The following is a 20,932-nucleotide window of genomic DNA, read 5'->3' as shown; positions in this document are numbered from 1 at the left end:
GAAACCCTGTTTCTGAACGAGAGGTTAAGCGCGCAAGTCACACTCTGGGGGCTCCTCATGTGAACCGAGCCCCATGTCCCGCGACGCCAACGACCAAGACGACCTGACCCAGCGTCTGGCCCTGCCTGCCCCGGTCCTGCACCGGCTGGCCGGATCGGAGCTGATTACGCGCGGCTCCGTGAACGTCATCAGCGTCAAGGCCGTCCGGGCCTGGGCCGGCGACTGGTGGGGGCAGAAGCGCGGCGATGTCTGGACCTATGTCGAGCGCAAGCTGTCCGAACATCTGGATCGCAGCGACATGCGGGCCCGCATTTCGGACAGTGAATTCCTGATCGCCATGAACAACGACCAGGGCCTGGCCGCCCAGGCGACCAGCGTGCGCATTCTGGAAGATGTGCTCAAGCACCTGCTGGGCTCGGTCGAGACCGATGACCTGGGCATCAGTGCCGTCATCGGCCTTGAGAACGGCGAAGCCGTGTGCCGCCAGATCGATGCCGCAACCGTCCTGGCCGCCCGCGCCCGCCGCGACTCCCAGCGCTCGCCGGTCCGGCGCGAGGTCGAGGCCAGCGACGAGGCCCGGCGCAATCCGGTCGCCTTCACGACCGGCAGCGGGGCCGCCCTGCGGGTCGACTTCACCCTGGAACATGTCATCAGCCTGCGCCGCAATGTGACGACCGCCATCCGCATCGAGCCGGTGGTGACCCATCTCGGCAGTGGCCGTCAGGCCAATATGCGGGCGGTGGGCCGCCTGCCGGATCGGGACATCGCCTTCATCGATGAGGCGACCCTGAAATATGCCGCCCTGTTCGCGCGCGGTGCCCAGGGAAACAATGTCCCGGACCTGATCCTGCCGGCCTCGTTCCGCACCCTCGGCACCCAGCGCGGCCGCGACATGCTGACCGGTACGCCGGGCCTGTCCCTGGCCCTGCTCCGGGGCGGGGTGATGATCGAGCTGGTGGACATCACGCGGGGAACGCCTGCGGGACGACTTCTGGAGGTCGTGGGCCTGCTGAAGGCCCTGACCCGCGGCGTGATCGCCCGGGTCCCGGCGGAAAAGGACGCCCTGCTCGGCCTGAAGGATGCGCGTCTGGCCGGCCTGGTGCTCGACGCCTCGGACCTGACCGGGTCGGCGGAGCGGATCGCGCTGGACATCATGAACTTCGGCCGCGACGCCAGGCCCCTTGCGCCGATGACCACGCTGCAGGGCCTGCCTGCCGAGGGCTATTTCGCCGCCGCCGAAACGGCCGGACTGACCCATGCGGCCTTGCGCGCGGTGCATCCCCTGGCCGCAGCCAGAGCCGCAGCCCCGCGGTCGACGGCGACAGCCGCCTGATCAGTCCAACGGGACCGGGTTCAGGCGCGCGCCGACGGCGGCTCCAGGCCAAGGCGGTCCAGCATCGCCACCATGTCGGCGGGCAGTGGGGCGGCGATCCGCCGCTCGCCGCCGTCCGGATGCGGAAAGACCAGCTGGGCGGCGTGCAGCATCAGGCGCGGGACGGCCGTCCCGGCCAGCATCAGGGCTCCGCCATAGCGGCTGTCGCCCGAGATCGGCCGGCCGATCGAGGCCATGTGGACCCTTAGCTGGTGCATGCGGCCGGTATCCGGCGACAGCTCGACCAGGGCGGCGGTCGCATTGGCCGACAGGGTGCGATAGCGGCTGCGAGCCGTCTCGGCGTCGGGGTGGTCCGGCGCGCAGACCCGCATATAGGCCTCTCGGCCGATCGACTCCCGGCGCAGCGGACTGTCGATCATGCCGCCCTTCGGCTCCGGTGCGCCCGGCGCGACGATGGCCATGTAGGATTTGCGGAAGCGCTTGCCCATCAGGGCCTTGCCCAGAAAGGCCGCGCCCGGTTTGGTCTTGGCCGTCAGGATGACGCCCGAGGTGTCGCGGTCCAGCCGGTGGATCAGGCGCGGCCGGGGCCGTCCGGGGCGTGCGAAGGCCCACAGCAGATCATCCAGGGTATGGGCCTGGATGCGGCCGCCCTGGCTGGACAGGCCGGCGGGCTTGTTCAGGACGATGACGCTGTCGTCCTCATGGATCACCCAGGAGCGCGCCAAGGCGATCTCGTCCTCGGTCAGAGCGATCGGGGCGTCGGAGGCCTTGGGCTTTGGCGCGAGGGGCGGACGGCGGGGCGGGCGCGAGGTCATCGTCCGTCCTTGCGCAGCTTGTTCCACGCGTCCAGCCGTTCCCGCACCTTGGCCTCCGCGCCGACGGCCTTGGGCTCATAGAACCTCGGCCGCGCCATGCCGTCCGGGAAATAGTTCTGGCCCGAGACGCCGCCCTCGACGTCGTGGTCATAGGCGTAGCCGTCGCCATAGCCGAGCGACTTCATCAGCTTGGTCGGGGCGTTGAGGATATGGGCCGGTGGAGCCAGGGAGCCGGTCTCCTTGGCCGCCCGTTTCGCGGCCTTGAAGGCCGCATAGACGGCATTGGACTTGGGCGCGCTGGCCATGTGGACCACAGCCTGGGCCAGGGCCAGTTCGCCCTCCGGACTGCCGAGAAAGTCGAAGACGTCCTTGGCCGCCGTGGTCAGCAGCAGGCTCAGCGGATCGGCGGCGCCGATGTCCTCGGACGCCATCCGCACCAGCCGGCGGGCGATGAACAGCGGATCCTCGCCGCCTTCCAGCATCCGGGCCAGCCAGTAGAGCGCCGCGTCCGGATCGCTGCCGCGCACCGATTTGTGCAGGGCCGAGACGAGATTGTAGTGCTCCTCGCGGTTCTTGTCGTAGGCCGGGCGGCGCTTCTGCAGGAACTGACCCAACTGGACGGCATTGAGCGGCGTGTCCGTGCCCACCGACAGCAGGGTCTCGGTCAGGGTCAGCAAATAGCGGCCGTCACCGTCGGCCATGGCGATCAGGGTGAAGCGCGCCTCGGCATCCAGGGGCAGCTTGCGGCCCTCGGCCTCCTCGGCCTTGACCAGCAGGGCTTCCAGCGCCTCCTCGTCCAGGCGCTTGAGCACGAAGACCTGACAGCGCGACAGCAGAGCCCCGTTCAGCTCGAATGACGGGTTCTCGGTGGTGGCCCCGACCAGGGTGATCACGCCCTCCTCCACAAACGGCAGGAAACCGTCCTGCTGGGCGCGGTTGAAGCGGTGGATCTCGTCGACGAACAAGAGTGTGCTCTGGCCGGCCATCCGGCGGCCCCGGGCCTGCTCGAAGGCCTTCTTCAGGTCGGCGACGCCGGAGAACACCGCCGAGATCTGCTGGAACTCATAGCCGCCGGCCTTGGCCAGCAGGCGGGCGATCGTGGTCTTGCCGGTGCCGGGCGGGCCCCACAGGATCATCGAGGCCAAACGCCGGGCCGCCGCCATCCGGCCGATCGGGCCTTCGGCCCCGAGCAGGTGCTGCTGTCCCACCACCTGGTCCAGCGTCTGGGGCCTTAGCCGCTCGGCGAGCGGCGTCGGCGCATGCGGGGTCAGGCCGGCGGCTTGGAAAAGATCGGACATGACTCAGGTCTACAAAACTGCACGGCCCCTGACCAATGAAGAAGGCCCGACGCGGTGCAGCGCCGGGCCTTCACGGGGCTCTCGCGCGCCCCGATGTCAGGTATTGAACCGCGCCGTGATCCTCTGACCGCCGCGCTCGATGGTCACCGTCCAGTTGCGGCCACCGCCGGCGGACAGGGCCGACAGGTCAGCGACCGTATTGATCGGCCGGCCATTGACCTCGCGGATGAAGTCACCGGGTCGCAGGCCGGCGCTCAGGGCGAAGCCCTGCCCGACCTTGCTGACCAGAACGCCCCGGCCGGCAAAGGGATCGACACCGAGGTCCTGGGCTACGGCAGGCGACAGGTTCAGCACCGTGGCCCCGTCGAAAGGGTTGCGTCCGGTCAGGGTCTTCTCGTCACGGACCGGGCTTTCCGGCGCGGCCTCGGCACGAACCGTGAGGGTCTGCTCCCGCTCGCCACGGCGGATGACCATCGGCACGCGATCCCCGACCTTGTGGGTTCCGATCGCAAAGGCACCGCCGCCTTCGTCATTCACCACCTTGCCGTCGATCGACAGGATCACGTCGCTGTCCTGCAGGCCCGCCTTGTCGGCCGATGAGCCGGGATAGACCTGGGCGACCAGTACGCCGCGCGGGGCGCTCATGCCCAGGGAGCGGGCGATCTCGGCGGTGACAGGCTGGCCCTTCACGCCCAGCCACGGCCGGACCACGCTGTGGCCGCCGCCCAGGGCCGCATTGACCACCTGGCGCACGACCGCGGCCGGTATGGCAAAGCCGACGCCGCTCGAAGAGCCCGAGCGCGAGATGATGAAGGTGTTGATGCCGATCAGGTCGCCGTCCATGTCGACCAGGGGCCCGCCGGAATTGCCCGGATTGATCGAGGCGTCGGTCTGGATGTAGCTGCCGAAGTCGGCGGCCCCGACATCGGTGCGGGCCAGGGCCGAGATGATGCCGTTGGTGACGGTCTGGCCGACGCCGAACGGATTGCCCAGGGCCAGGACCAGATCGCCGACCTCAAGCTGTTCCTGGTCGTCGATGGCCATGACCGGCAGGCGCTCGCCCTTGGTGTCGATCTTCAGCACGGCCAGATCGGCGCGCGGATCGTCGAGCAGGACGGTGGCGATGAACTCCCGGCGATCGGCCAGCTGGACCGTGATCTCGCCACGGCCTTCGACAATGCCATCAATATTGTGGTGGTTGGTGATGATCACCCCGTCGGCGCGGACAATGGCACCGGAGCCGAGCGAGCCCTGCACCTGTTCGCGCGGCACACCGCCGCCGCCCATGAACATGTCCCAGAACGGATCCCGCGCCTGGGTGCGCACGACCCGGCGGCTGGCGACATTGACCACGGCCGGAGCGGCCTTCTTCACCACGGGCGAGAACGAGGCCTTCATCGAGGCCGGATCACTGGGCGCACGGCGGGTAGGCTGGGCCAGGTCCGGAATGGCCTGGGCCTTGGACTGGCCTTGCGGCGAACAGGCGGCCAGCAGGATCAGGGCGGGAAGCAAAGCGCGATGGGCTCGCATGGGCGTGGAGCGTCTCCTTGATAGCAACCCGGACATCAGCCGAGCTTTCAGGCGCATTGATGGCCGCGCCGTGTCCGTTCCGGCCACGGGCGGTCAGGCCGGGCGCGCCTCGCCTGAGATAGGATGGGCGAAACGGAACGCCAGTCCTGCACCCGCCAGCATCAGCACGGCCGCGATCAGGACCGGAAGGCCCGGCATGTGCAGGGTCGCATCGTGCCGGACCGCCCAGGCGAACGGGGCCAGGTACAGGGTCGGACCGATGATCGAGGTGATGCCCAGCATGGCCGAATTGGCCCCCTGCAGTTGGCCCTGTTCCTGCGCCGAGACGCGACGGGTCATCAGTCCCTGCAGGCCGGGCTGGATCAGGCCGGAGAAGGCGAAGATCGGCAGGCCGCAAAGATAGACCCAGCTGGTCGGGGCCAGGCCATAGATCAGGAAGCCGACGAAGCCGCAGAGCAGACCGATCAGCAGAGCGCCGCGCTCGCCGACCGCCTTGACGATCCGGCCGACCAGAAAGGCCTGCAGCAGGATACCCGCAATGCCGCTGGCCATCAGGGTCAGGCCGATCACCTGCGGCGACCACTGAAAACGGAAGCCCATATAGAGCACGAACACCGACGGCAGGACGTTGTGGGCCAGCTGGAACAGGAAGCCGACCCCGGCCAGGCCCAGCAGGTCGGGCTTGCTCCTGAGCAGGTTCAGGGATCCGATCGGATTGGCCCTCTTCCAGTCGAACGCCTTGATCCGGCGTTCCGGCGGCAGGGATTCCGGCAGCACGAAATAGCCGTACAGCCAGTTGCACAGGGCCAGGGCCGCGCAGACCATGAACGGCAGGCGATGGTCGAACTGCCACAGAAAGCCGCCGAGGGCCGGGCCGAAGGTAAAGCCGACCCCGAAGGCCGCGCCCATCAGGCCGAAGCCCTTGGCGCGATTTTCAGGCGTGGTGACGTCCGCCACATAGGCCCCGGCGGTCGAGAAGCTGGCCGCGGTCATGCCGTTCAGAATCCGTCCGATGAACAGCCACCAGAGGTTCGGCGCGAGGGCCATGAACAGGAAGTCCACGCCGAGGCCGAAGATCGAGGTCAGGATCACCGGGCGACGGCCGAACCGGTCGGACAGCAGGCCCAGGACCGGCGCGCAGATGAACTGCATCACGCCCCAGGTGGTGGCGAACAGCACATTCCAGACCGCGGCATCGGCCGTGTCACCGCCATTGAACCGCTTCACCAGCTCCGGCAGGACCGGGATCATCACACCCAGGGACAGCACATCCATCACGGCCGTGACGAAGATGAAGCCCAGGGCCGCCTGTCGGCGACCGCCTGAAATGGCCTGATTCATGATGCGTTCTCCCCTGCCGGCCCTTGTTGCCGGTCCAGGGCGACCACGGCAAGGCCCTCCAGCAGATCGCGCCACCATTCGCCATGCCGCCGCAGAAACAGGCCGTCCGGAAACCTGTGGCGCGCCACATGCTCAGCCGGCACGCTGTCCCAGCCCCGATGCTCTACCGTCACCCGCGTGCCGTCCTCGACCGCCTCGAAACGGACCTCGACCTCGGTGTCCATGCCCGGCGCGAAGGTCGCCTGGCGCCAGCCGACCACCAGGCGCTGGCCGGGCTCCCAGGCCCGCACCCTGCCGACCTCGAAAACCTTGCCGGAGGCCAGGCGCTCCACCAGGCGCAGACCGCCCTCACCGTCCTCGAAGGCCATCACCCCGGGCGACCTCGGCGTGAAGGTGAACAGGGTATTGGGCCGCCACCAGGTTGCGATCTCCCGGGTGAAGGCCTCGAAGACCCGGATCGGCGGGGCCTTGATGCGCAGGGCGACAACAACGCGCGAGCTCATTCGCCCTCCAGATGGGCCTTCAGCGCCGTCAGCTGGTCAACCCAGTGGGTCTCGGCGATCTCGAGCCAGGCCTTCAGCTCGTCCATCGGACCGGGTCGCAGATGATAGACGCGCACCCGGGCGTCAAAGGCGGGATGGCTTTCCTCGACGAGTCCCGACTGTTTCAGGGCCCGCAGGTGGCGGCTCATGGCCGGCGGCGTCAGGCCGATCGCTTCGGCCAGTTCCCCCGCCCGATGCGGTCGCAGCCGCAGCAGATCGACGACCCGGCGACGGTGCGGATCGGCAAGAGCGCTCAGGGTGCGATCGATGGAGGCGGTCACGCGGGCCCATGGACGGCATCGAACGCCTTCAGCTGGGTCTTCGAGGCGACACCACGCCAGGCGGCGGTCAGGGCGCCGGTCGCCGTAGGCTCGTCACAGGCGGCCAGACACAGCAAGGTCGCCCCCTTGGCACCCCACCCACCCTTGACGGGTTGAAAGATCGCGGGCTCGGCTGCCACCAGCATGTCCTGGCGGTCGGGCGTCAGCTTGACCATGCCATAGGCGGCGTCGGGATAGCCCAGGGTCGCGAAGATGCGCCCGACACGGAAATCGGCCGTGCCCATGTGGGCGCTTTCGATCGCGCCCGGCAGAGACAGGGCGATGCGGCGAAAATCGTCCTCGGTCACCCTTGCCCCGTGATCTTCAGGCCCGTGCGGCGTTCCATCTCCTCAACCGACACGGTCTCGACGGTTCGCGCCACCGTCCAGATGTGGCCTTCGGGGTCTTTGCAGCGATAGGTGCGGTCGCCATAAAACTGGGTCTCGGGCTCGACGATGATGTCAGCGCCCGCCGCCCGGGCCCGCGCACAATGGGCGTCGAGATCGCCCTCGCTCAGCTGGATGTGCACCGTCTGGGTGTTCTTGCCGCTGACCGAAGCCGGGCTCTTGTGATCGTCGCTCCACTCGTTGCCGATCATCACGGCGGCATTGCCGAAGCGCATTTCCGAATGGCCGAGATTGCCCTCGGCATCCTCGACCAGAAAGACCAGTTCGAAGCCGAAGGCCTTTTCCAGCCAGGCGAGCGCCGCCCTGGGATCGCGGTAGCAGACCGCCGAGATGAGGTTGGGACGCCCGTCAGCCATATCGCCGCTCCTGTCGGATATCGACAATATTTAACGCATATCGAAACTATCTGTGCAAGGTCCAAAAGGCAGGGCAGCGGAGCCTAGCGCAGCGCCTGCCCTATGACCTTCAGACTGCCGTCGCCCTTCTCCGGCTTGATGCCCGAGACCCGGGCCAGCAGCGGATAGACATCGACATTGTCGAAATCCGGCAGCTTCACCCCGGGCTTGAAGGATGGGCCCCGAGCGATGAACATCGCCCGCATGGCCGGGTCATAGGGGTCGAAGCCATGCTGCCCCCCGTCGCGCAGGTCCCATTTTCCGGGCTTTTCCATCATCTTGCGGGTGGTGACGTACCAGCCGGTTTCCGACAGGCAGACGATGGCCGGCACGCGCGGATTACGCCCGTAGTGATAGCGCTCGGGGATCTGCCCCTTCTTCCAGCAGGTCAGATGCGGCAGGGGCTTGAGCAGGGCCGCCTCGACCTCGACCTCATGGCCCGGCACCGGCGTCAGGCCGACGACCGCGCCGGTGGAGACCAGCTTGAGCTTGGAGAGATCGACGACATCATCCAGGGGCCAGCGCTGGCTGGGCGGAACTGAGGCCATGCCATGGTCGGCGACCAGCACGATATCGGTCGTCTCCAGCCGGCCGCGCGCCTTCAGGCCGGCCACCAGCCGCGCCACGGCCTGGTCGACCTCGACGGTGGCCACCCGCCGTTCGGGCGAGTCCGGGCCATAATGATGGCCCTCGGTGTCGACGACGTCGAAATAGAGGGTGGCGAACCGCAGCTCCGGCCCCTTGGGATCATCCAGCCAGGCGAGCAGGGTATCGACCCGGTCATTGGACGGCAGGGCCTGATTGAAGGTCATCCAGCGCGAGGGCCGCACGCCGGCAATCTCGGCTTCCGAGCCGGGCCAGAACATGGCCGCAGCCTTCATCCCCTGCTGCTCGACCGAGACCCAGAACGGCAAGGCCTGGCTCCACCAGCGCGGGTCCTGTACGGCGGCGGCGTTCGACATGGAGAAGCGCACGCCCGGAATGGCCGGGTCTTCCATGACATTGTTGACGATGCCATTGCGGTCAGGCCGCTTGCCGGTGATCAGGGTGTAGTGGTTGGGAAAGGTCAGGGTCGGAAACGAGGGACGCATGCCGCCCTGTGCGCCTTCGGCCGCCAGGGCATCGAGGGCCGGCGTGTCGCCGCGGCCCAGATAGTCGGCGCGGAAACCGTCGCTCGAGATCAGGATCGTCAGCCGGCTTTGGGTGCCCCCGCCCTCGCCGCCGATGCCGCCGCCGAGGGATGCGCAGGCCGACAGCAGCAGGACGGCACCGAGGGCCGCAAGGCGATACAGGCTCTTCATCACACACCCCATCCCATGTCCATTTGGCGTCGATGCCATCCGCAGGTCTCGCCCGTGTGACAGCCGCGCATGACCGCGACTTAACTTGGCGGACGCTGACCGCACCCCCATAGTTACCCCATTGGCAGGATTCTCCTGACCTGGATGTCGCGCGCGCATGAGCATCGCCCTTGAGGCCACAGGCCTCACCAAGACCTATGGAGCCGTTCGGGCGCTCGACGACTTCTCGATCGCCATTCCTGTGGGCGGCGTGTTTGGCGTGCTGGGCCCCAACGGGGCAGGCAAGAGCACCCTGTTCCGCATCGCGCTGGGCCTCGTCAGGCCCACCAGCGGGACCGCGCGGCTGTTCGGGGCCCCCGCGGGTGACCTCGCCGCCCTGCGCCGCGTCGGAGCCATGATCGAGACCCCGCGCTACCCGCCCTATCTGACCGCCCGGGAAACCCTGCAGATGCTGGCCCTGGAAAGCGGGTTCCAGAACCCCGATATCCCCGCATGGCTGGAGCGGGTTAGTCTGACCCATGCCGCCGATCGCGCCACCAGCGGCTTCTCGGTCGGCATGAAGCAGCGTCTGGGTCTGGCGGCGGCCTTCCTGACCAAGCCCGAACTGGTCATCCTGGACGAGCCGACCAGCGGCATGGACCCGGCCGGCATCCAGGAGATCCGCGCCCTGATCGTCGATCTGGCAAAACGCGAAGGCGTGACGGTCATCCTGGCCAGCCACCAACTGGACGAGGTCAAGCGCGTCTGTGATCGCGTCGCCATCCTCTCGCACGGCAAGGTCGTAGCAGAGGGCCGAGTCGATGACCTCACCGCCGGCGAAGCCCGCCTGCGCCTGACCCTGGCCTCTCCCCTCGCCCCGGTCCTGGCAGTGCTGGGTGATCGCGGCGAGGCCGATGGACCCGACGCCGTCCTGGCCGACATTCCGCGCCCCGAGGCGCCGGCCGTGATCCGCGCCCTGGTCGAGGCCGGTGCCGAAATCGTCGAGGCCCGCTGGCGCGAAGTCGACCTTGAAGGTGTCTATCTGAAATCGCTGGGCCAAGTGCCGACGGCCGCTACCCCGGAAGGAGCCGCCTGATGCTGGTCGACGCCATCGCCGCCGAACGCTTCCGCCTGCTGCGGGACCGCTCCGCCCTGTTCTGGGGCTTCTGTTTTGCGCCCCTGATCGGCTTCGCCCTCGCCATCGGCGGCGACCTGTTCGTGCGCCATGTGATCAAGCGCCCGTTCCCCGGCGCGACGATCGATCTGGCCGCCCAGGTCATCAAGGCCCTCGGCTCCGGGGCCTCGACCATGGCCGCCCTGTTCCTGATGATCGGTGCGGCCTCGATCCTCGCCGGCGACTATCGCTGGGAGACCTGGCGACTGCGCACACCGCGCAACAGCCGCTTCAACCTGCTGGCCGCCAAGCTGATCGTGATCGCCGAAGCGGTCCTGTGGAACCTTGTCCTGACGGTTCTGCTGACCCTTCTGGCGGCGGTGATCGGTGCGGGGATCAACAGCAAGGCGATTGTCGCCTCGTCCCTCGGCCTGGCCGAAATCGCCGGTGTCTTCGTCGTGACCTGGCTGGAGGCCATGTGTCTGGCCGCGCTCGCGGCCTGCGTGGCGGTCGTCGCGCGCTCGCCCATGGCCGCCGTCGTGGTCTGCCTGGTCGTGCGCTTCGTGCAGTCGGTTCTGGCCGGGACCCTGGGAGCCATGAACCCCGAGCCGAACTGGAAGGTTCTGGCCATTCCCGCCTACGACGCCGATCTCCTGCGCGCCTTCGCGGCGGCCCCGAACCATGCCGGGATGGACAGCGGAGCCGTCGGCTGGGCCTTCCTGGCCCTGCTGGCCTGGACCCTGGCCCTGATGGCTGCTGCCATCGCCCTCTTCCAGCGCCAGGACCTGACGCGGGAATAGGGGCCGGGCGTCAGTCGCCCGACGCCACGGCCTCGGTGGCGGCGGGCCGCGCGCCCCACAGGCGCGGCGCGCTCCATGCTGCGATAAAGGGCATCACAACGCCGATGACCGCCACCCAGAGCGGGTGCGGAATCATGGTGATGCTCATCACCACACCCAGCAGATTGAACGCCGGCCCGACCCAGGCAGCCCAGGTCTTGCGGGCAATCAGGAATCCGGCCGCCGCACTGCCGAACGCCCCCACGGCCCAGCCAACCACCAGTCCGGCCAGGGCCAGGGGCGGCATGGACTGGGCGAAGGTCTTCAACTGAGCGGGATCGTTGAGGTCCAGGCCCGGAGGCGGCGGAAAGCCTGCCTTCAGGACCATCTCGCAAAGGGTGACGAGGATGATATTGGCGGCGATGGCCCCCAGGACAGCAAGGATGGCGCGCAACATGGTTTGATCCCCCGGCTTGTGTACCGGGAGAGTGGTTCAGGGCGGCGCGGCTGTCCACTCCGGGCCCGGAAACGACAAAGGGCCCCGGATCGCTCCGGGGCCCTTCGTTTCAGCCGGGGCTGAGATTTAGTCTTCGGCCTGGGCCGAGTAGTCCGGGCCGGAGTCCTTGCCCTTGGCCGAGACGTCGCGGTCGACGAACTCGATCACGGCCAGCGGAGCGTTGTCGCCATAGCGGAAGCCGGCCTTCAGGACGCGGATATAGCCGCCCTGACGGTCCTTGTAGCGGGGACCGATGGTGGCGAACAGCTTGCCGACCTGCTCAACGTCGCGGACGGTCGAGATGGCCTGGCGACGGGCGTGCAGGTCGCCGCGCTTGGCCAGGGTGACCAGCTTCTCGACGAAGGGACGCAGTTCCTTGGCCTTGGGCAGGGTGGTGACGATCTGCTCGTGCTTGATCAGCGAGGCCGACATGTTGGCGAACATGGCGGTGCGGTGAGCCGAGGTGCGGCCGAGTTTACGGTGAGCTTTACCGTGACGCATTGTAGTGTCTCCTGGGCCTTGGCCCGCAGGGGCGCGATCTAGCGCTGATTGTCACCCATCCCAGCCTGTTCCCGGCCGGGTCAGAACGAAGCGCCGGGGCCCTCCACCGCAGGTGCGGCTTCAAAAGGCCCAGGCCGCCCGCCAGTCCCGAAGGGTGGCGAGCGGCCCGGATCGAGCGCGATACGCTAATCTTAGATCTGGTCTTCGAACTTCTTGGCCAGGTCTTCGATGTTTTCGGGCGGCCAGTTCGGCACGTCCATGCCCAGGTGCAGCGCCATGCCAGCCAGCACTTCCTTGATTTCGTTCAAGGACTTGCGGCCGAAGTTCGGCGTGCGCAGCATCTCGGCTTCGGTCTTCTGGATCAGATCGCCGATGTAGACGATGTTGTCGTTCTTCAGGCAGTTGGCCGAACGAACCGACAGTTCCAGCTCATCGACCTTCTTCAGGAGCGCCGGGTTGAACGGCAGCTCAGGCTTGGCCTCGTCGGCCGACTTGGCCTTGGGCTCTTCGAAGGTGATGAAGATCTGCAGTTGGTCTTGCAGGATCCGGGCGGCATAGGCCACGGCGTCCACCGGCGTGACAGCGCCGTTGGTTTCGACTTCCAGGATCAGCTTGTCATAGTCCAGCGACTGGCCCTGACGGGTGGGCTCGACGCGATAGGCGACGCGCTTGACCGGCGAGTACAGGGCGTCGACGGCGATCAGGCCGATCGGCGCGTCTTCCGGACGGTTCTTGTCGGCCGGGACGTAACCCTTGCCGGTATTGACCGTGAACTCCATGCGCACGGTGGCACCGTCGTCCAGCGTGCAGAGCACGTGGTCAGGGTTCAGGATCTCGATATCCGAAGGCGTTTCGATCTGGCCAGCGGTCACAGGGCCGGGGCCGGTGGCGCGGAGCGTCATGCGCTTCGGGCCCTCGGCGTGCATGCGCACGGCCAATTGCTTGATGTTCAGAACGATGTCGACGACGTCTTCGCGGACGCCCTCGAGCGAGGAGAATTCGTGGACAACGCCATCAATCTGGATGGCGGTAACGGCGGCGCCCTGAAGCGACGAGAGCAGAACGCGGCGGAGCGCGTTGCCGAGCGTCACGCCAAAGCCGCGCTCGAGCGGCTCAGCCACGATGCGCGCCTTGCGGGTCGCGTCGGCGCCAGTCTCGATCTGCGGCTTCTCAGGACGGATCAGCTCGTTCCAGTTTCTTTCGATCACGTGGTCGATCCCTTGAACGCGGCTCGCCGGCCGCGTTTTGCGCAGCCGGCGAAGGAGAATTGAGTCTAAAAAGTACTAGACGCGACGACGCTTGGGCGGACGGCAGCCGTTGTGCGGGATCGGCGTGACGTCGCGGATGGTCGTGATGGTCATGCCAGCGGCCTGGAGGGCGCGCAGGGCCGATTCACGGCCCGAACCCGGACCCGACACGTTGACCTCGAGGGTCTTCACGCCGTGCTCGGCAGCCTTCTTGCCCGCGTCTTCCGCAGCCATCTGGGCAGCATAAGGGGTCGACTTGCGCGAACCCTTGAAGCCCATCATGCCGGCGCTGGACCAGGAAATCGTATTTCCCTGAGCGTCGGTGATGGTGATCATGGTGTTGTTGAACGAGGCGTTCACGTGCGCCACGCCCGAGGTGATGTTCTTGCGTTCGCGCTTTTTAACGCGACCCGTTTCCTTGGCCATCGTCAGGCTACCTTATTTCTTCTTGCCGGCGATCGGCTTGGCCGGACCCTTGCGGGTGCGGGCGTTCGTGTGCGTGCGCTGACCGCGGACCGGCAGGCCCTTACGGTGACGCAGGCCGCGATAGCAGGCCAGGTCCATCAGGCGCTTGATGTTCATCGAGTTTTCGCGGCGCAGGTCGCCTTCGACGGTGAAGTCCTTGTCGATCGTTTCACGGATCTGCAGGACCTCGGCGTCGGTCAGCTGGTTGACGCGGCGGGTATCGTCGATGCCCACCTTCGTGACGATGTCACGAGCGGACTTCTGGCCGATGCCATGAATGTACTGAAGCGCGATCAAAACGCGCTTGTTCGTCGGGATGTTGACGCCTGCGATACGGGCCACGTCTAATGTTCTCCTAGTCACGCACTAAAGACGCGAACGGCGCGCCCGGCCCGGTCTTTCGACCCAGTCCGGCGCGCACAGATCGCGCCCTTTCGCGGAAGCGCCCCGTTATAGGGATCGTTGCGCCGCCGTCAATGGTTGAATCCGCCGAAAATCAACGAATTGAAAATGTCTTACGCCACACCCGAAAGGGCAGCGTCGATAGAGGCAGCGACCGTTTCCACGTCCGCCATGCCGTCCAGCTCCTTAAGCTTCCCCTGCCCCTCGTAGTAGGGCAGCAGAGGCGCGGTCTGGGCGTTGTAGGCCGCCAGGCGGGTCACGAAGACATCGGGATTGTCGTCCGGGCGGCCCTGTTCGGCGAATCGTTTCGAGATCCGCTCCACCAGGGAGGGCTCGTCTACCTTGAGTCGGAGGACGAGGTCGATCTTCTGGCCGCGAGCGGCCAGCATTTTGTCCAGAGCCTCTGCCTGGGCCACCGTCCGGGGGAAGCCATCAAAGATCGCGCCACCGGCCGCTTCGGCCTCGGGCAGGCGATCTTCAATCAGGGCAATGACGATCTCGTCCGTGACCAGTTCACCCCGGTCAAGCACGCCCTTGACCCGGGCCCCAAGCTCGGAGCCCGAGGCGATCGCTGCACGAAGCATGTCACCCGTTGAAAGCTGAACCATGCCACGCTCGGTGACGAGCCGCTTGGCCTGGGTCCCCTTCCCCGCCGCCGGCGGTCCGAACAGGATCAAGTTCATGAATGTCCCTTCACGCGTCGCCGGGTCTTCGCCCGGTCACCCTCCCCGCAGACCTAGAGCGCGGGCGGAAAAAACGGAAGCCGGTTTTGTCACAAACCGGCTTCCAGAAGGCTGAAATCCTAGCGGCCCTTGCTGCCGCGGAGTTTCGATTTCTTGATCAGACCCTCGTACTGGTGCGCCAGCAACTGGGACTGGATCTGTGCGACCGTATCCATGGTCACGGTCACGACGATGAGCACTGAGGTTCCCCCGAGGGCGAACTGGGTTGCTCCCAGCCCCGCCATCATGATCTCCGGCATGATACAGACCGCCGTGATGTAGGCCGCGCCGATCACGGTCAGGCGGGTCAGGACATAGTCCAGATATTCCGCCGTCCGCTTGCCCGGCCGGATGCCCGGCAGGAAGCCACCATACTTGCGCAGGTTCTCGGCCGTCTCTTCAGGATTGAACACCACCGAGGTGTAGAAGAACGAGAAAAAGATGATCAGGGCGGCATAGAGGATCATGAACGCCGGCTGGCCATGCTGCAGGGCCCCAACGGTGGCCGGCAGCCAGCCAGCCCAGGGCGGCAGGTTCGCTGTCGACAGGAAGCCCATGGCCGTCGTCGGCAGCAGCAGCAGGCTGGAGGCGAAGATCGGCGGGATCACACCGGCCGTGTTGATCTTCAGCGGCATGAACGAGGTGTCGCCACCAATCATGCGATTGCCCTGCTGGCGCTTGGGATAGTGAACCAGCAGGCGGCGCTGCGAGCGCTCGATGAAGACGATCGCCCAGACGGCCGCAACCGCCAGGGCCACGATCACGAACAGCGGGACATAGTTGCCCGAGGTCTGCGACTGCACTAGCAGCTGGCCGATGCCACGCGGCAGGCCCGCCACGATACCGGCGAAAATGATCAGCGAGACGCCGTTGCCCACGCCACGGCTGGTGATCTGCTCACCCAGCCACATCAGGAACATCGTACCGCCCGTGAGGGCCACAACGGTCGAGGCTATGAAGAACGGTGCGCTGATGCCTTCGAACACCAGACCGGCCTGGCTGTGCAGGCCCACGGCGATCGAGAACGACTGCACAATGGCCAGGATCACGGCCAGATAGCGCGTGTACTGGTTGAGGGTCTTGCGGCCGGCTTCGCCGCCTTCCTTCTTCAGCTTTTCCCACGGCGGATACACCGAGCCCATCAGCTGCACGATGATCGAGGCGCTGATATAGGGCATGACGTTCAGCGAGAAGATCGCCATCCGCTCAACGGCACCGCCCGAGAACATGTTGAACATGCCCAGGATGCCCTTCGACTGGCCGGCGAAGGCACTGGCGAAGGCGTCCGGATTGATGCCGGGGATCGGCACATAAGTGCCGAGACGGAAGACGACCAAGGCGATGATCGTGAACCAGATGCGCTTATGAAGTTCGGTCGCCTTTTGGAACGACGCGAAATTCATATTGGCTGCGAGTTGTTCGGCGGCCGAGGCCATTCAATTCCCCACGACTCTAATACTGAGCCACAAATAGGTGAGGCTCGCCGTGATGTCACGGCGAGCCTCGAAAAGAACTGTCATCCCGGCGAAACGGGCCCCGGCGCAGTGACCATGCAGGACACCGAACCAGGCCACGGTCCCGGTCCGGCCTGACGGCCGTCCGGGATGACAGCTATATCGATCAGGCCTTGGATTCGGCTTCGACCTTGACCTTCTTGGTCACGGTCACCGAACCACCGGCAGCTTCGACAGCCTTGATGGCCGCGTCGGTCGCCGAATAGACGGTCAGCTTCAGGGCCGACTTGATTTCGCCCTTGCCGAGCAGCTTGACGCCGTCCAGCTCGCGACGGATCACGCCGGCAGCGACCAGGTCAGCCACCGAAACCTCGGCACCGGCCTTCAGCTTGCCGGCTTCGACGGCCTGCTCGAGGCGCCACAGGTTCACTTCGGCGAAGTCCAGGCGGAAGGGATTGTTGAAGCCGCGCTTAGGCATACGCATGTGGAGCGGCATCTGGCCACCCTCGAAGCCGTTGATGGCGACGCCCGAGCGTGCCTTCTGGCCCTTCACACCGCGACCGGCGGTCTTGCCCTTGCCCGAACCCGGGCCACGGCCGACGCGCATGCGGCCCTTGGTCGAACCGGGAGCCGGAGCGAGTTCATTAAGTTTGGTCATATGTGCCTCTCCTTGGAGATCTGCGCCTGGCTGAGGGCCAGACTCGGCTTTGAAAAAGGGGTTCGCCCGAAGGGCCGCCGAAGCCGCCGTTCAAACGAAAACCACCCCGGCTTTCACCGGGGTGGCGACTTCGGCGTCTCGTAGCAGACCTACTCGACGATTTCCAGCAGATGCTGGACCTTGCGGATCATGCCGCGAACCGAAGGGGTGTCTTCCAGCTCAGACACGCGGCCCAGCTTGTTGAGACCCAGACCAGCCAGCGTTTCGCGCTGGATGCTGTTGCGACGGATCGGGCTGCCGGTTTGGCGAACCTTGACGGTTTTGACTTCAGCCATGTCTTAGCCCTCGATGGCGTCCGGAGCCGAAGCTCCGTCGGCGCGGCGGCCGAGAATGTCGCCAACCTTCTTGCCGCGCTTGGCGGCGATCTGGCGGGGCGACGATTGAACCTTCAGGGCCTCGAACGTGGCGCGAACCATGTTGTACGGGTTCGAAGAACCCGTCGACTTGGCCACGACGTCCTGGACGCCCAGGGTTTCGAGAACCGCACGCATCGGACCACCGGCGATGACGCCCGTGCCGGGAGGGGCAGCGCGCATCATGACCTTGCCAGCGCCCCAACGGCCGTAGCCGTCGTGGTGCAGGGTGCGCGATTCCCGGAGGGGAACGCGGACCATGGTCTTCTTGGCTTCTTCGGTCGCCTTGCGGATGGCTTCCGGCACTTCACGTGCCTTGCCATGACCGAAGCCGACGCGGCCCTTTTGGTCGCCAACGACCATCAGAGCAGCGAAGCTGAAGCGACGGCCGCCCTTAACGGTGGCGGCGACGCGGTTGATGTGAACGAGCTTTTCGACGATGTCGCTGTCGACCCGCTCTTCGGGGGCGTTGCGGTCGCGACGGTCCCGGCGAGGACCGCCTTCACCGCGCTGTTGGTCACCACGAGCCATGATGTTTCCCTTAGAAGTTGAGGCCGGCTTCGCGCGCGGCGTCAGCCAGGGCTTTCACCCGACCGTGGAAGATGTAGCCGCCGCGATCGAAAACGACGTCCTTGACGCCTTTTTCAATCGCGCGCTCGGCGACGAGCTTGCCGACCAGGGCTGCCGCGTCCTTGTCCTTGCCGCCCTTGCTTTCACCTTCGAGGGTGGAAGCGGCAGCCAGGGTCACGCCGCGTTCATCATCGATGATCTGGGCGTAAATGTTCTTGGACGAACGGAAGACCGTAAGACGCGGACGACCGTTGGACAGAGCCTTGAGGCGGGTGCGGGTGCGTTGGGCACGACGCACGGCGGATTCGCGAGGTGTGAGCGCCATGGCTTACTTCTTCTTGCCTTCCTTGCGGCGAACCTTCTCGCCGGCATAACGGACACCCTTGCCCTTGTAGGGCTCGGGCGGACGAATGCGACGGATCTTCGCGGCAATCTCGCCAACCGCCTGCTTGTCAGCGCCGGCGATCTTGATTTCGGTTTGCTTCGGAACCGCGAAGGTGACGCCGGCCGGAGCCTCGACATCCACATCGTGGCTGAAACCGAGCTGGATGGAGAGCGCAGTGCCCTTCATCGCGGCGCGGTAACCAACGCCCACCAGTTCGAGGGTTTCCTCGAAGCCGGTGGTGACGCCGTGCACCATGTTGGCGACCAGCGTGCGGGAAAGACCCCACATCGACTTGGCGCGGGTGGTTTCGTTCCGCGGGGTCAGGGTCAGCTCATCGCTTTCGACCTTGATCTCGATTTCTTCCGGAACGGTCCAGGAGAGTTGACCCTTGGGGCCCTTGACCGAAACAGTCTGACCTTCGAGCGTCAGAGTGACGCCCTTGGGGATTGCGACGGCCTTCTTACCGATACGTGACATGCTCTTTCCCTCCCGCGCCTAGTAGACGCGGCAGAGGACTTCGCCACCGACATTAGCGTCGCGTGCGGCGGAGTCCGACATGACGCCCTTCGGCGTCGAAAGGATCGAGATGCCCAGGCCGTTCTTGATCGGCTTCAGGTCCTTGATCGACGAATAGACGCGGCGGCCCGGCTTGGACACGCGTGCGATCTCGGCGATCACGGGCTCACCGTCAAAATACTTGAGCTCGATCTCGAATTCGGGGAACGCACCGGGCTTCTCGACGAGCGAGTAGCCGCGGATGTAGCCTTCGTCGGCCAGCACGTCCAGGACGCGGGCGCGCAGCTTGGAAGCCGGCGTCGCAACCTTGGCGCGCTTGCGCGTGGCGGCGTTCTTGATACGAGCGATCAGGTCGCTCAGGGGATCGTTCATCGACATATGATCGTCCTCACCAGCTCGACTTGACGAGGCCGGGGATCTGGCCCGACGAGCCGAGCTCGCGGAGCGCGATACGGCTCATCTTCAGCTTGCGATAATAGGCGCGCGGACGGCCCGTGACTTCGCACCGGTTACGGATGCGAACGGCGGAGGAGTTACGCGGGAGCTTCGCGAGCTTCAGACGAGCTTCGAAGCGATCCTCGAGCGGCAGGCTCTCGTCGTTGGCGATTGCCTTCAGCGCAGCGCGCTTGTCGGCGAATTGCTTGACGAGGGTCTTGACCATCTCGTTACGATTGACGGCGCTTTTCTTGGCCATGGTGTGTTTCCCTGCCCGCTCTTAATTCGTGAACGGGAACTGGAATTCCTTCAGGAGCGCCTTGGCTTCCTGGTCGGACTTCGCAGTGGTGCAGACGATGATGTCCATGCCCCAGATCTGTTCGATCTGGTCATAGTTGATTTCCGGGAACACCAGGTGCTCCTTCAGGCCCATGGCATAGTTGCCACGGCCGTCGAAGCTCTTGCCGTTCAGGCCGCGGAAGTCCTTCACGCGCGGCAGCGCGATCGTGACCAGGCGGTCGAGGAACTCGTACATCCGGTCCTTGCGGAGGGTCACCTTGGCGCCCACGATCATGCCTTCGCGCAGCTTGAAGCCAGCGATCGACTTGCGGGCCTTGGTGGCGACCGGCTTCTGACCAGCGATCAGGGTGAGGTCCTTGATGGCCGTCTGGGCCTTCTTGGAGTCCGCAACAGCTTCGCCGATACCCATGTTCAGGACGATCTTGTCCAGCTTGGGGATCTGCATTTCGTTGGTGTAGCCGAACTGTTCCTTCATCGCGGCGCGGATGCGGGCGCGATATTCGGACTTCAGCCGCGGCTCGTAAGCTTGATCAACCATTGATCACCTCGCCCGTGGTCTTGGCCACGCGCACCTTCTTGTCGCCTTCAATCTTGAAGCCGACGCGGGTGGGCTTGCCGTTGGAATCCACGATGGCGACGTTCGAGACGTGCAGCGCGGCTTCCTTGCTCTTGATGCCGCCTTGCGGATCGGCCTGGGTTGCCTTGGTGTGACGCTGAACCAGGTTCACGCCTTCCACGACAACGCGGTTTTCCTTGGGTAGAACCTGGGACACAGCGCCTTGCTTGCCCTTGTCCTTGCCCGCCAGGACGACAACGCGGTCGCCCTTCTTGATCTTGGCAGCCATTACAGCACCTCGGGGGCGAGGGAGATGATCTTCATGTGGTTCTTGGCGCGCAGTTCACGGGGAACCGGGCCGAAGATCCGCGTGCCGACCGGCTCGCTCGCTTTGTTGACGATGACCGCAGCATTCTTGTCGAAGCGGATCAGCGAACCGTCCTTGCGCTTCATGCCTTGGTTGACACGAACGACGACGGCGCGAAGCACGTCACCCTTCTTCACGCGACCGCGGGGAATGGCTTCCTTCACGGACACGACGATCACGTCACCGACGCTGGCGTAGCGACGACCTGCGCCACCCAGCACCTTGATGCACATGACCCGGCGAGCGCCGGAGTTGTCGGCGACTTCCAGGTTAGTTTGCATCTGGATCATG

The 20,932-nt window shown here is 65.9% G+C and carries 29 protein-coding genes; 3 read left to right on the top strand and 26 right to left on the bottom strand.

What is annotated here, in order from left to right:
* The first annotated feature begins 73 nt into the window (after nt 1–73).
* Nucleotides 74–1,333 (top strand): hypothetical protein, encoded by a 1,260-nt coding sequence (locus AQ619_RS06415; protein ID WP_062145595.1) that lies wholly within the window; start codon nt 74–76, stop codon nt 1,331–1,333.
* 20 nt (nt 1,334–1,353) lie between these two features.
* Here the strand turns inward: AQ619_RS06415 and AQ619_RS06410 are convergent, their stop codons facing one another.
* From AQ619_RS06410 to AQ619_RS06370, 9 genes are all read right to left on the bottom strand, one after another.
* Nucleotides 1,354–2,148: an RluA family pseudouridine synthase gene (locus AQ619_RS06410; protein ID WP_062145593.1), complete on the bottom strand. Its 795-nt coding sequence runs from the start codon at nt 2,146–2,148 to the stop codon at nt 1,354–1,356.
* Nucleotides 2,145–3,446 carry a replication-associated recombination protein A gene (locus tag AQ619_RS06405; protein ID WP_062145591.1) on the bottom strand — a complete coding sequence of 434 codons (1,302 nt, stop codon included), beginning with the start codon at nt 3,444–3,446 and terminating at the stop codon, nt 2,145–2,147. Before AQ619_RS06405 ends, AQ619_RS06410 begins: the two co-directional genes overlap by 4 nt.
* A 96-nt stretch (nt 3,447–3,542) precedes the next feature.
* Nucleotides 3,543–5,012 (bottom strand): Do family serine endopeptidase, encoded by a 1,470-nt coding sequence (locus AQ619_RS06400; protein ID WP_174515175.1) that lies wholly within the window; start codon nt 5,010–5,012, stop codon nt 3,543–3,545.
* Nucleotides 5,013–5,069: 57 nt separating this feature from the next.
* Nucleotides 5,070–6,317, bottom strand: coding sequence for a TCR/Tet family MFS transporter (locus AQ619_RS06395; RefSeq protein ID WP_062145587.1), 1,248 nt, complete (start codon nt 6,315–6,317; stop codon nt 5,070–5,072).
* Nucleotides 6,314–6,820: an SRPBCC domain-containing protein gene (locus AQ619_RS06390; protein WP_062145585.1), complete on the bottom strand. Its 507-nt coding sequence runs from the start codon at nt 6,818–6,820 to the stop codon at nt 6,314–6,316. Before AQ619_RS06390 ends, AQ619_RS06395 begins: the two co-directional genes overlap by 4 nt.
* Nucleotides 6,817–7,140, bottom strand: a complete 324-nt coding sequence (locus AQ619_RS06385; RefSeq protein WP_062145583.1) for an ArsR/SmtB family transcription factor — start codon at nt 7,138–7,140, stop codon at nt 6,817–6,819. Before AQ619_RS06385 ends, AQ619_RS06390 begins: the two co-directional genes overlap by 4 nt.
* Nucleotides 7,137–7,487 carry an MmcQ/YjbR family DNA-binding protein gene (locus AQ619_RS06380; protein ID WP_062145581.1) on the bottom strand — a complete coding sequence of 117 codons (351 nt, stop codon included), beginning with the start codon at nt 7,485–7,487 and terminating at the stop codon, nt 7,137–7,139. Before AQ619_RS06380 ends, AQ619_RS06385 begins: the two co-directional genes overlap by 4 nt.
* On the bottom strand, nt 7,484–7,942 hold the full coding sequence (locus tag AQ619_RS06375; protein ID WP_062145579.1) for a VOC family protein: 459 nt from the start codon (nt 7,940–7,942) through the stop codon (nt 7,484–7,486). The genes AQ619_RS06380 and AQ619_RS06375 overlap by 4 nt, the downstream gene beginning before the upstream one ends.
* An 83-nt stretch (nt 7,943–8,025) precedes the next feature.
* Nucleotides 8,026–9,282, bottom strand: coding sequence for an alkaline phosphatase family protein (locus tag AQ619_RS06370; RefSeq protein ID WP_062145578.1), 1,257 nt, complete (start codon nt 9,280–9,282; stop codon nt 8,026–8,028).
* Nucleotides 9,283–9,439: 157 nt separating this feature from the next.
* On the opposite strand from AQ619_RS06370, the gene AQ619_RS06365 reads away from it, so the two are divergent.
* Both AQ619_RS06365 and AQ619_RS06360 read left to right on the top strand, forming a co-directional pair.
* Nucleotides 9,440–10,357 (top strand): ABC transporter ATP-binding protein, encoded by a 918-nt coding sequence (locus tag AQ619_RS06365; protein ID WP_062145576.1) that lies wholly within the window; start codon nt 9,440–9,442, stop codon nt 10,355–10,357.
* Nucleotides 10,357–11,175 carry an ABC transporter permease subunit gene (locus tag AQ619_RS06360; RefSeq protein ID WP_062145574.1) on the top strand — a complete coding sequence of 273 codons (819 nt, stop codon included), beginning with the start codon at nt 10,357–10,359 and terminating at the stop codon, nt 11,173–11,175. Before AQ619_RS06365 ends, AQ619_RS06360 begins: the two co-directional genes overlap by 1 nt.
* A 10-nt stretch (nt 11,176–11,185) precedes the next feature.
* On the opposite strand, the gene AQ619_RS06355 is transcribed toward AQ619_RS06360, so the two are convergent.
* The 17 genes from AQ619_RS06355 to rplN all read right to left on the bottom strand — a co-directional run bounded on the left by AQ619_RS06355 (nt 11,186) and on the right by rplN (nt 20,931).
* Nucleotides 11,186–11,611 (bottom strand): hypothetical protein, encoded by a 426-nt coding sequence (locus AQ619_RS06355; RefSeq protein WP_062145572.1) that lies wholly within the window; start codon nt 11,609–11,611, stop codon nt 11,186–11,188.
* 126 nt (nt 11,612–11,737) lie between these two features.
* Nucleotides 11,738–12,151, bottom strand: a complete 414-nt coding sequence (gene rplQ / locus AQ619_RS06350) for a 50S ribosomal protein L17 (protein ID WP_062145570.1) — start codon at nt 12,149–12,151, stop codon at nt 11,738–11,740.
* Between the two features lie 191 nt (nt 12,152–12,342).
* Nucleotides 12,343–13,359 carry a DNA-directed RNA polymerase subunit alpha gene (locus AQ619_RS06345; protein WP_062145568.1) on the bottom strand — a complete coding sequence of 339 codons (1,017 nt, stop codon included), beginning with the start codon at nt 13,357–13,359 and terminating at the stop codon, nt 12,343–12,345.
* Nucleotides 13,360–13,434: 75 nt separating this feature from the next.
* On the bottom strand, nt 13,435–13,824 hold the full coding sequence (gene rpsK / locus AQ619_RS06340) for a 30S ribosomal protein S11 (RefSeq protein ID WP_062145566.1): 390 nt from the start codon (nt 13,822–13,824) through the stop codon (nt 13,435–13,437).
* A 12-nt stretch (nt 13,825–13,836) separates the two neighbouring features.
* Nucleotides 13,837–14,205 (bottom strand): 30S ribosomal protein S13, encoded by a 369-nt coding sequence (rpsM, locus tag AQ619_RS06335; RefSeq protein WP_062145564.1) that lies wholly within the window; start codon nt 14,203–14,205, stop codon nt 13,837–13,839.
* A 173-nt stretch (nt 14,206–14,378) separates the two neighbouring features.
* Nucleotides 14,379–14,948 (bottom strand): adenylate kinase, encoded by a 570-nt coding sequence (locus AQ619_RS06330; protein ID WP_062145562.1) that lies wholly within the window; start codon nt 14,946–14,948, stop codon nt 14,379–14,381.
* A gap of 119 nt (nt 14,949–15,067) precedes the next feature.
* Nucleotides 15,068–16,423 carry a preprotein translocase subunit SecY gene (secY, locus tag AQ619_RS06325; protein WP_062145560.1) on the bottom strand — a complete coding sequence of 452 codons (1,356 nt, stop codon included), beginning with the start codon at nt 16,421–16,423 and terminating at the stop codon, nt 15,068–15,070.
* Between the two features lie 184 nt (nt 16,424–16,607).
* Nucleotides 16,608–17,099, bottom strand: a complete 492-nt coding sequence (rplO, locus tag AQ619_RS06320) for a 50S ribosomal protein L15 (protein WP_062145558.1) — start codon at nt 17,097–17,099, stop codon at nt 16,608–16,610.
* A 149-nt stretch (nt 17,100–17,248) separates the two neighbouring features.
* The gene (rpmD, locus tag AQ619_RS06315) at nt 17,249–17,434 is read right to left on the bottom strand and encodes a 50S ribosomal protein L30 (RefSeq protein WP_062145556.1); all 186 of its coding nucleotides are present in this window, start codon (nt 17,432–17,434) and stop codon (nt 17,249–17,251) included.
* Between the two features lie 3 nt (nt 17,435–17,437).
* On the bottom strand, nt 17,438–18,043 hold the full coding sequence (gene rpsE, locus AQ619_RS06310; protein ID WP_062145554.1) for a 30S ribosomal protein S5: 606 nt from the start codon (nt 18,041–18,043) through the stop codon (nt 17,438–17,440).
* Between the two features lie 10 nt (nt 18,044–18,053).
* A complete protein-coding gene (rplR, locus tag AQ619_RS06305) occupies nt 18,054–18,407 on the bottom strand; it encodes a 50S ribosomal protein L18 (protein ID WP_062145552.1) in 354 nt (117 codons plus the stop codon).
* 3 nt (nt 18,408–18,410) lie between these two features.
* On the bottom strand, nt 18,411–18,944 hold the full coding sequence (gene rplF / locus AQ619_RS06300; RefSeq protein ID WP_062145550.1) for a 50S ribosomal protein L6: 534 nt from the start codon (nt 18,942–18,944) through the stop codon (nt 18,411–18,413).
* Nucleotides 18,945–18,962: 18 nt separating this feature from the next.
* Complete coding sequence (gene rpsH, locus AQ619_RS06295; RefSeq protein ID WP_062145548.1) at nt 18,963–19,361, bottom strand: 30S ribosomal protein S8; 399 nt, start codon at nt 19,359–19,361, stop codon at nt 18,963–18,965.
* Between the two features lie 10 nt (nt 19,362–19,371).
* Complete coding sequence (rpsN, locus tag AQ619_RS06290) at nt 19,372–19,677, bottom strand: 30S ribosomal protein S14 (RefSeq protein WP_035049371.1); 306 nt, start codon at nt 19,675–19,677, stop codon at nt 19,372–19,374.
* 21 nt (nt 19,678–19,698) lie between these two features.
* Nucleotides 19,699–20,256 (bottom strand): 50S ribosomal protein L5, encoded by a 558-nt coding sequence (gene rplE, locus AQ619_RS06285; RefSeq protein ID WP_062145545.1) that lies wholly within the window; start codon nt 20,254–20,256, stop codon nt 19,699–19,701.
* A complete protein-coding gene (rplX, locus tag AQ619_RS06280) occupies nt 20,249–20,563 on the bottom strand; it encodes a 50S ribosomal protein L24 (protein WP_062145544.1) in 315 nt (104 codons plus the stop codon). The genes rplE and rplX overlap by 8 nt, the downstream gene beginning before the upstream one ends.
* Nucleotides 20,563–20,931, bottom strand: a complete 369-nt coding sequence (gene rplN, locus AQ619_RS06275; RefSeq protein ID WP_035049365.1) for a 50S ribosomal protein L14 — start codon at nt 20,929–20,931, stop codon at nt 20,563–20,565. The genes rplX and rplN overlap by 1 nt, the downstream gene beginning before the upstream one ends.
* Nucleotide 20,932: the final 1 nt, after the last annotated feature.

Origin of the sequence: Caulobacter henricii (assembly GCF_001414055.1) — a bacterium.
Classification (GTDB): Bacteria; Pseudomonadota; Alphaproteobacteria; order Caulobacterales; family Caulobacteraceae; genus Caulobacter; species Caulobacter henricii.
The sequence above is the reverse complement of the archived record's forward strand: the minus strand, read 5'-3'. Positions and strand labels throughout refer to the sequence as shown.

Coding starts and splice junctions, on each gene's coding strand:
- AQ619_RS06375 (WP_062145579.1), bottom strand. CDS start 7,942: ATGGCTGACGGGCGTCCCAACCTCATCTCGGCGGTCTGCTACCGCGAT.
- AQ619_RS06395 (WP_062145587.1), bottom strand. CDS start 6,317: ATGAATCAGGCCATTTCAGGCGGTCGCCGACAGGCGGCCCTGGGCTTC.
- rplQ (WP_062145570.1), bottom strand. CDS start 12,151: ATGCGTCACGGTAAAGCTCACCGTAAACTCGGCCGCACCTCGGCTCAC.
- rplO (WP_062145558.1), bottom strand. CDS start 17,099: ATGACCAAACTTAATGAACTCGCTCCGGCTCCCGGTTCGACCAAGGGC.
- AQ619_RS06330 (WP_062145562.1), bottom strand. CDS start 14,948: ATGAACTTGATCCTGTTCGGACCGCCGGCGGCGGGGAAGGGGACCCAG.
- AQ619_RS06355 (WP_062145572.1), bottom strand. CDS start 11,611: ATGTTGCGCGCCATCCTTGCTGTCCTGGGGGCCATCGCCGCCAATATC.
- AQ619_RS06365 (WP_062145576.1), top strand. CDS start 9,440: ATGAGCATCGCCCTTGAGGCCACAGGCCTCACCAAGACCTATGGAGCC.
- rplX (WP_062145544.1), bottom strand. CDS start 20,563: ATGGCTGCCAAGATCAAGAAGGGCGACCGCGTTGTCGTCCTGGCGGGC.
- rpmD (WP_062145556.1), bottom strand. CDS start 17,434: ATGGCTGAAGTCAAAACCGTCAAGGTTCGCCAAACCGGCAGCCCGATC.
- rpsK (WP_062145566.1), bottom strand. CDS start 13,824: ATGGCCAAGGAAACGGGTCGCGTTAAAAAGCGCGAACGCAAGAACATC.
- rpsH (WP_062145548.1), bottom strand. CDS start 19,361: ATGTCGATGAACGATCCCCTGAGCGACCTGATCGCTCGTATCAAGAAC.
- rplN (WP_035049365.1), bottom strand. CDS start 20,931: ATGATCCAGATGCAAACTAACCTGGAAGTCGCCGACAACTCCGGCGCT.
- rpsE (WP_062145554.1), bottom strand. CDS start 18,043: ATGGCTCGTGGTGACCAACAGCGCGGTGAAGGCGGTCCTCGCCGGGAC.
- AQ619_RS06415 (WP_062145595.1), top strand. CDS start 74: ATGTCCCGCGACGCCAACGACCAAGACGACCTGACCCAGCGTCTGGCC.
- rplE (WP_062145545.1), bottom strand. CDS start 20,256: ATGGTTGATCAAGCTTACGAGCCGCGGCTGAAGTCCGAATATCGCGCC.
- AQ619_RS06360 (WP_062145574.1), top strand. CDS start 10,357: ATGCTGGTCGACGCCATCGCCGCCGAACGCTTCCGCCTGCTGCGGGAC.
- AQ619_RS06410 (WP_062145593.1), bottom strand. CDS start 2,148: ATGACCTCGCGCCCGCCCCGCCGTCCGCCCCTCGCGCCAAAGCCCAAG.
- rplF (WP_062145550.1), bottom strand. CDS start 18,944: ATGTCACGTATCGGTAAGAAGGCCGTCGCAATCCCCAAGGGCGTCACT.
- rpsN (WP_035049371.1), bottom strand. CDS start 19,677: ATGGCCAAGAAAAGCGCCGTCAATCGTAACGAGATGGTCAAGACCCTC.
- secY (WP_062145560.1), bottom strand. CDS start 16,423: ATGGCCTCGGCCGCCGAACAACTCGCAGCCAATATGAATTTCGCGTCG.
- AQ619_RS06370 (WP_062145578.1), bottom strand. CDS start 9,282: ATGAAGAGCCTGTATCGCCTTGCGGCCCTCGGTGCCGTCCTGCTGCTG.
- rplR (WP_062145552.1), bottom strand. CDS start 18,407: ATGGCGCTCACACCTCGCGAATCCGCCGTGCGTCGTGCCCAACGCACC.
- AQ619_RS06400 (WP_174515175.1), bottom strand. CDS start 5,012: ATGTCCGGGTTGCTATCAAGGAGACGCTCCACGCCCATGCGAGCCCAT.
- AQ619_RS06390 (WP_062145585.1), bottom strand. CDS start 6,820: ATGAGCTCGCGCGTTGTTGTCGCCCTGCGCATCAAGGCCCCGCCGATC.
- AQ619_RS06405 (WP_062145591.1), bottom strand. CDS start 3,446: ATGTCCGATCTTTTCCAAGCCGCCGGCCTGACCCCGCATGCGCCGACG.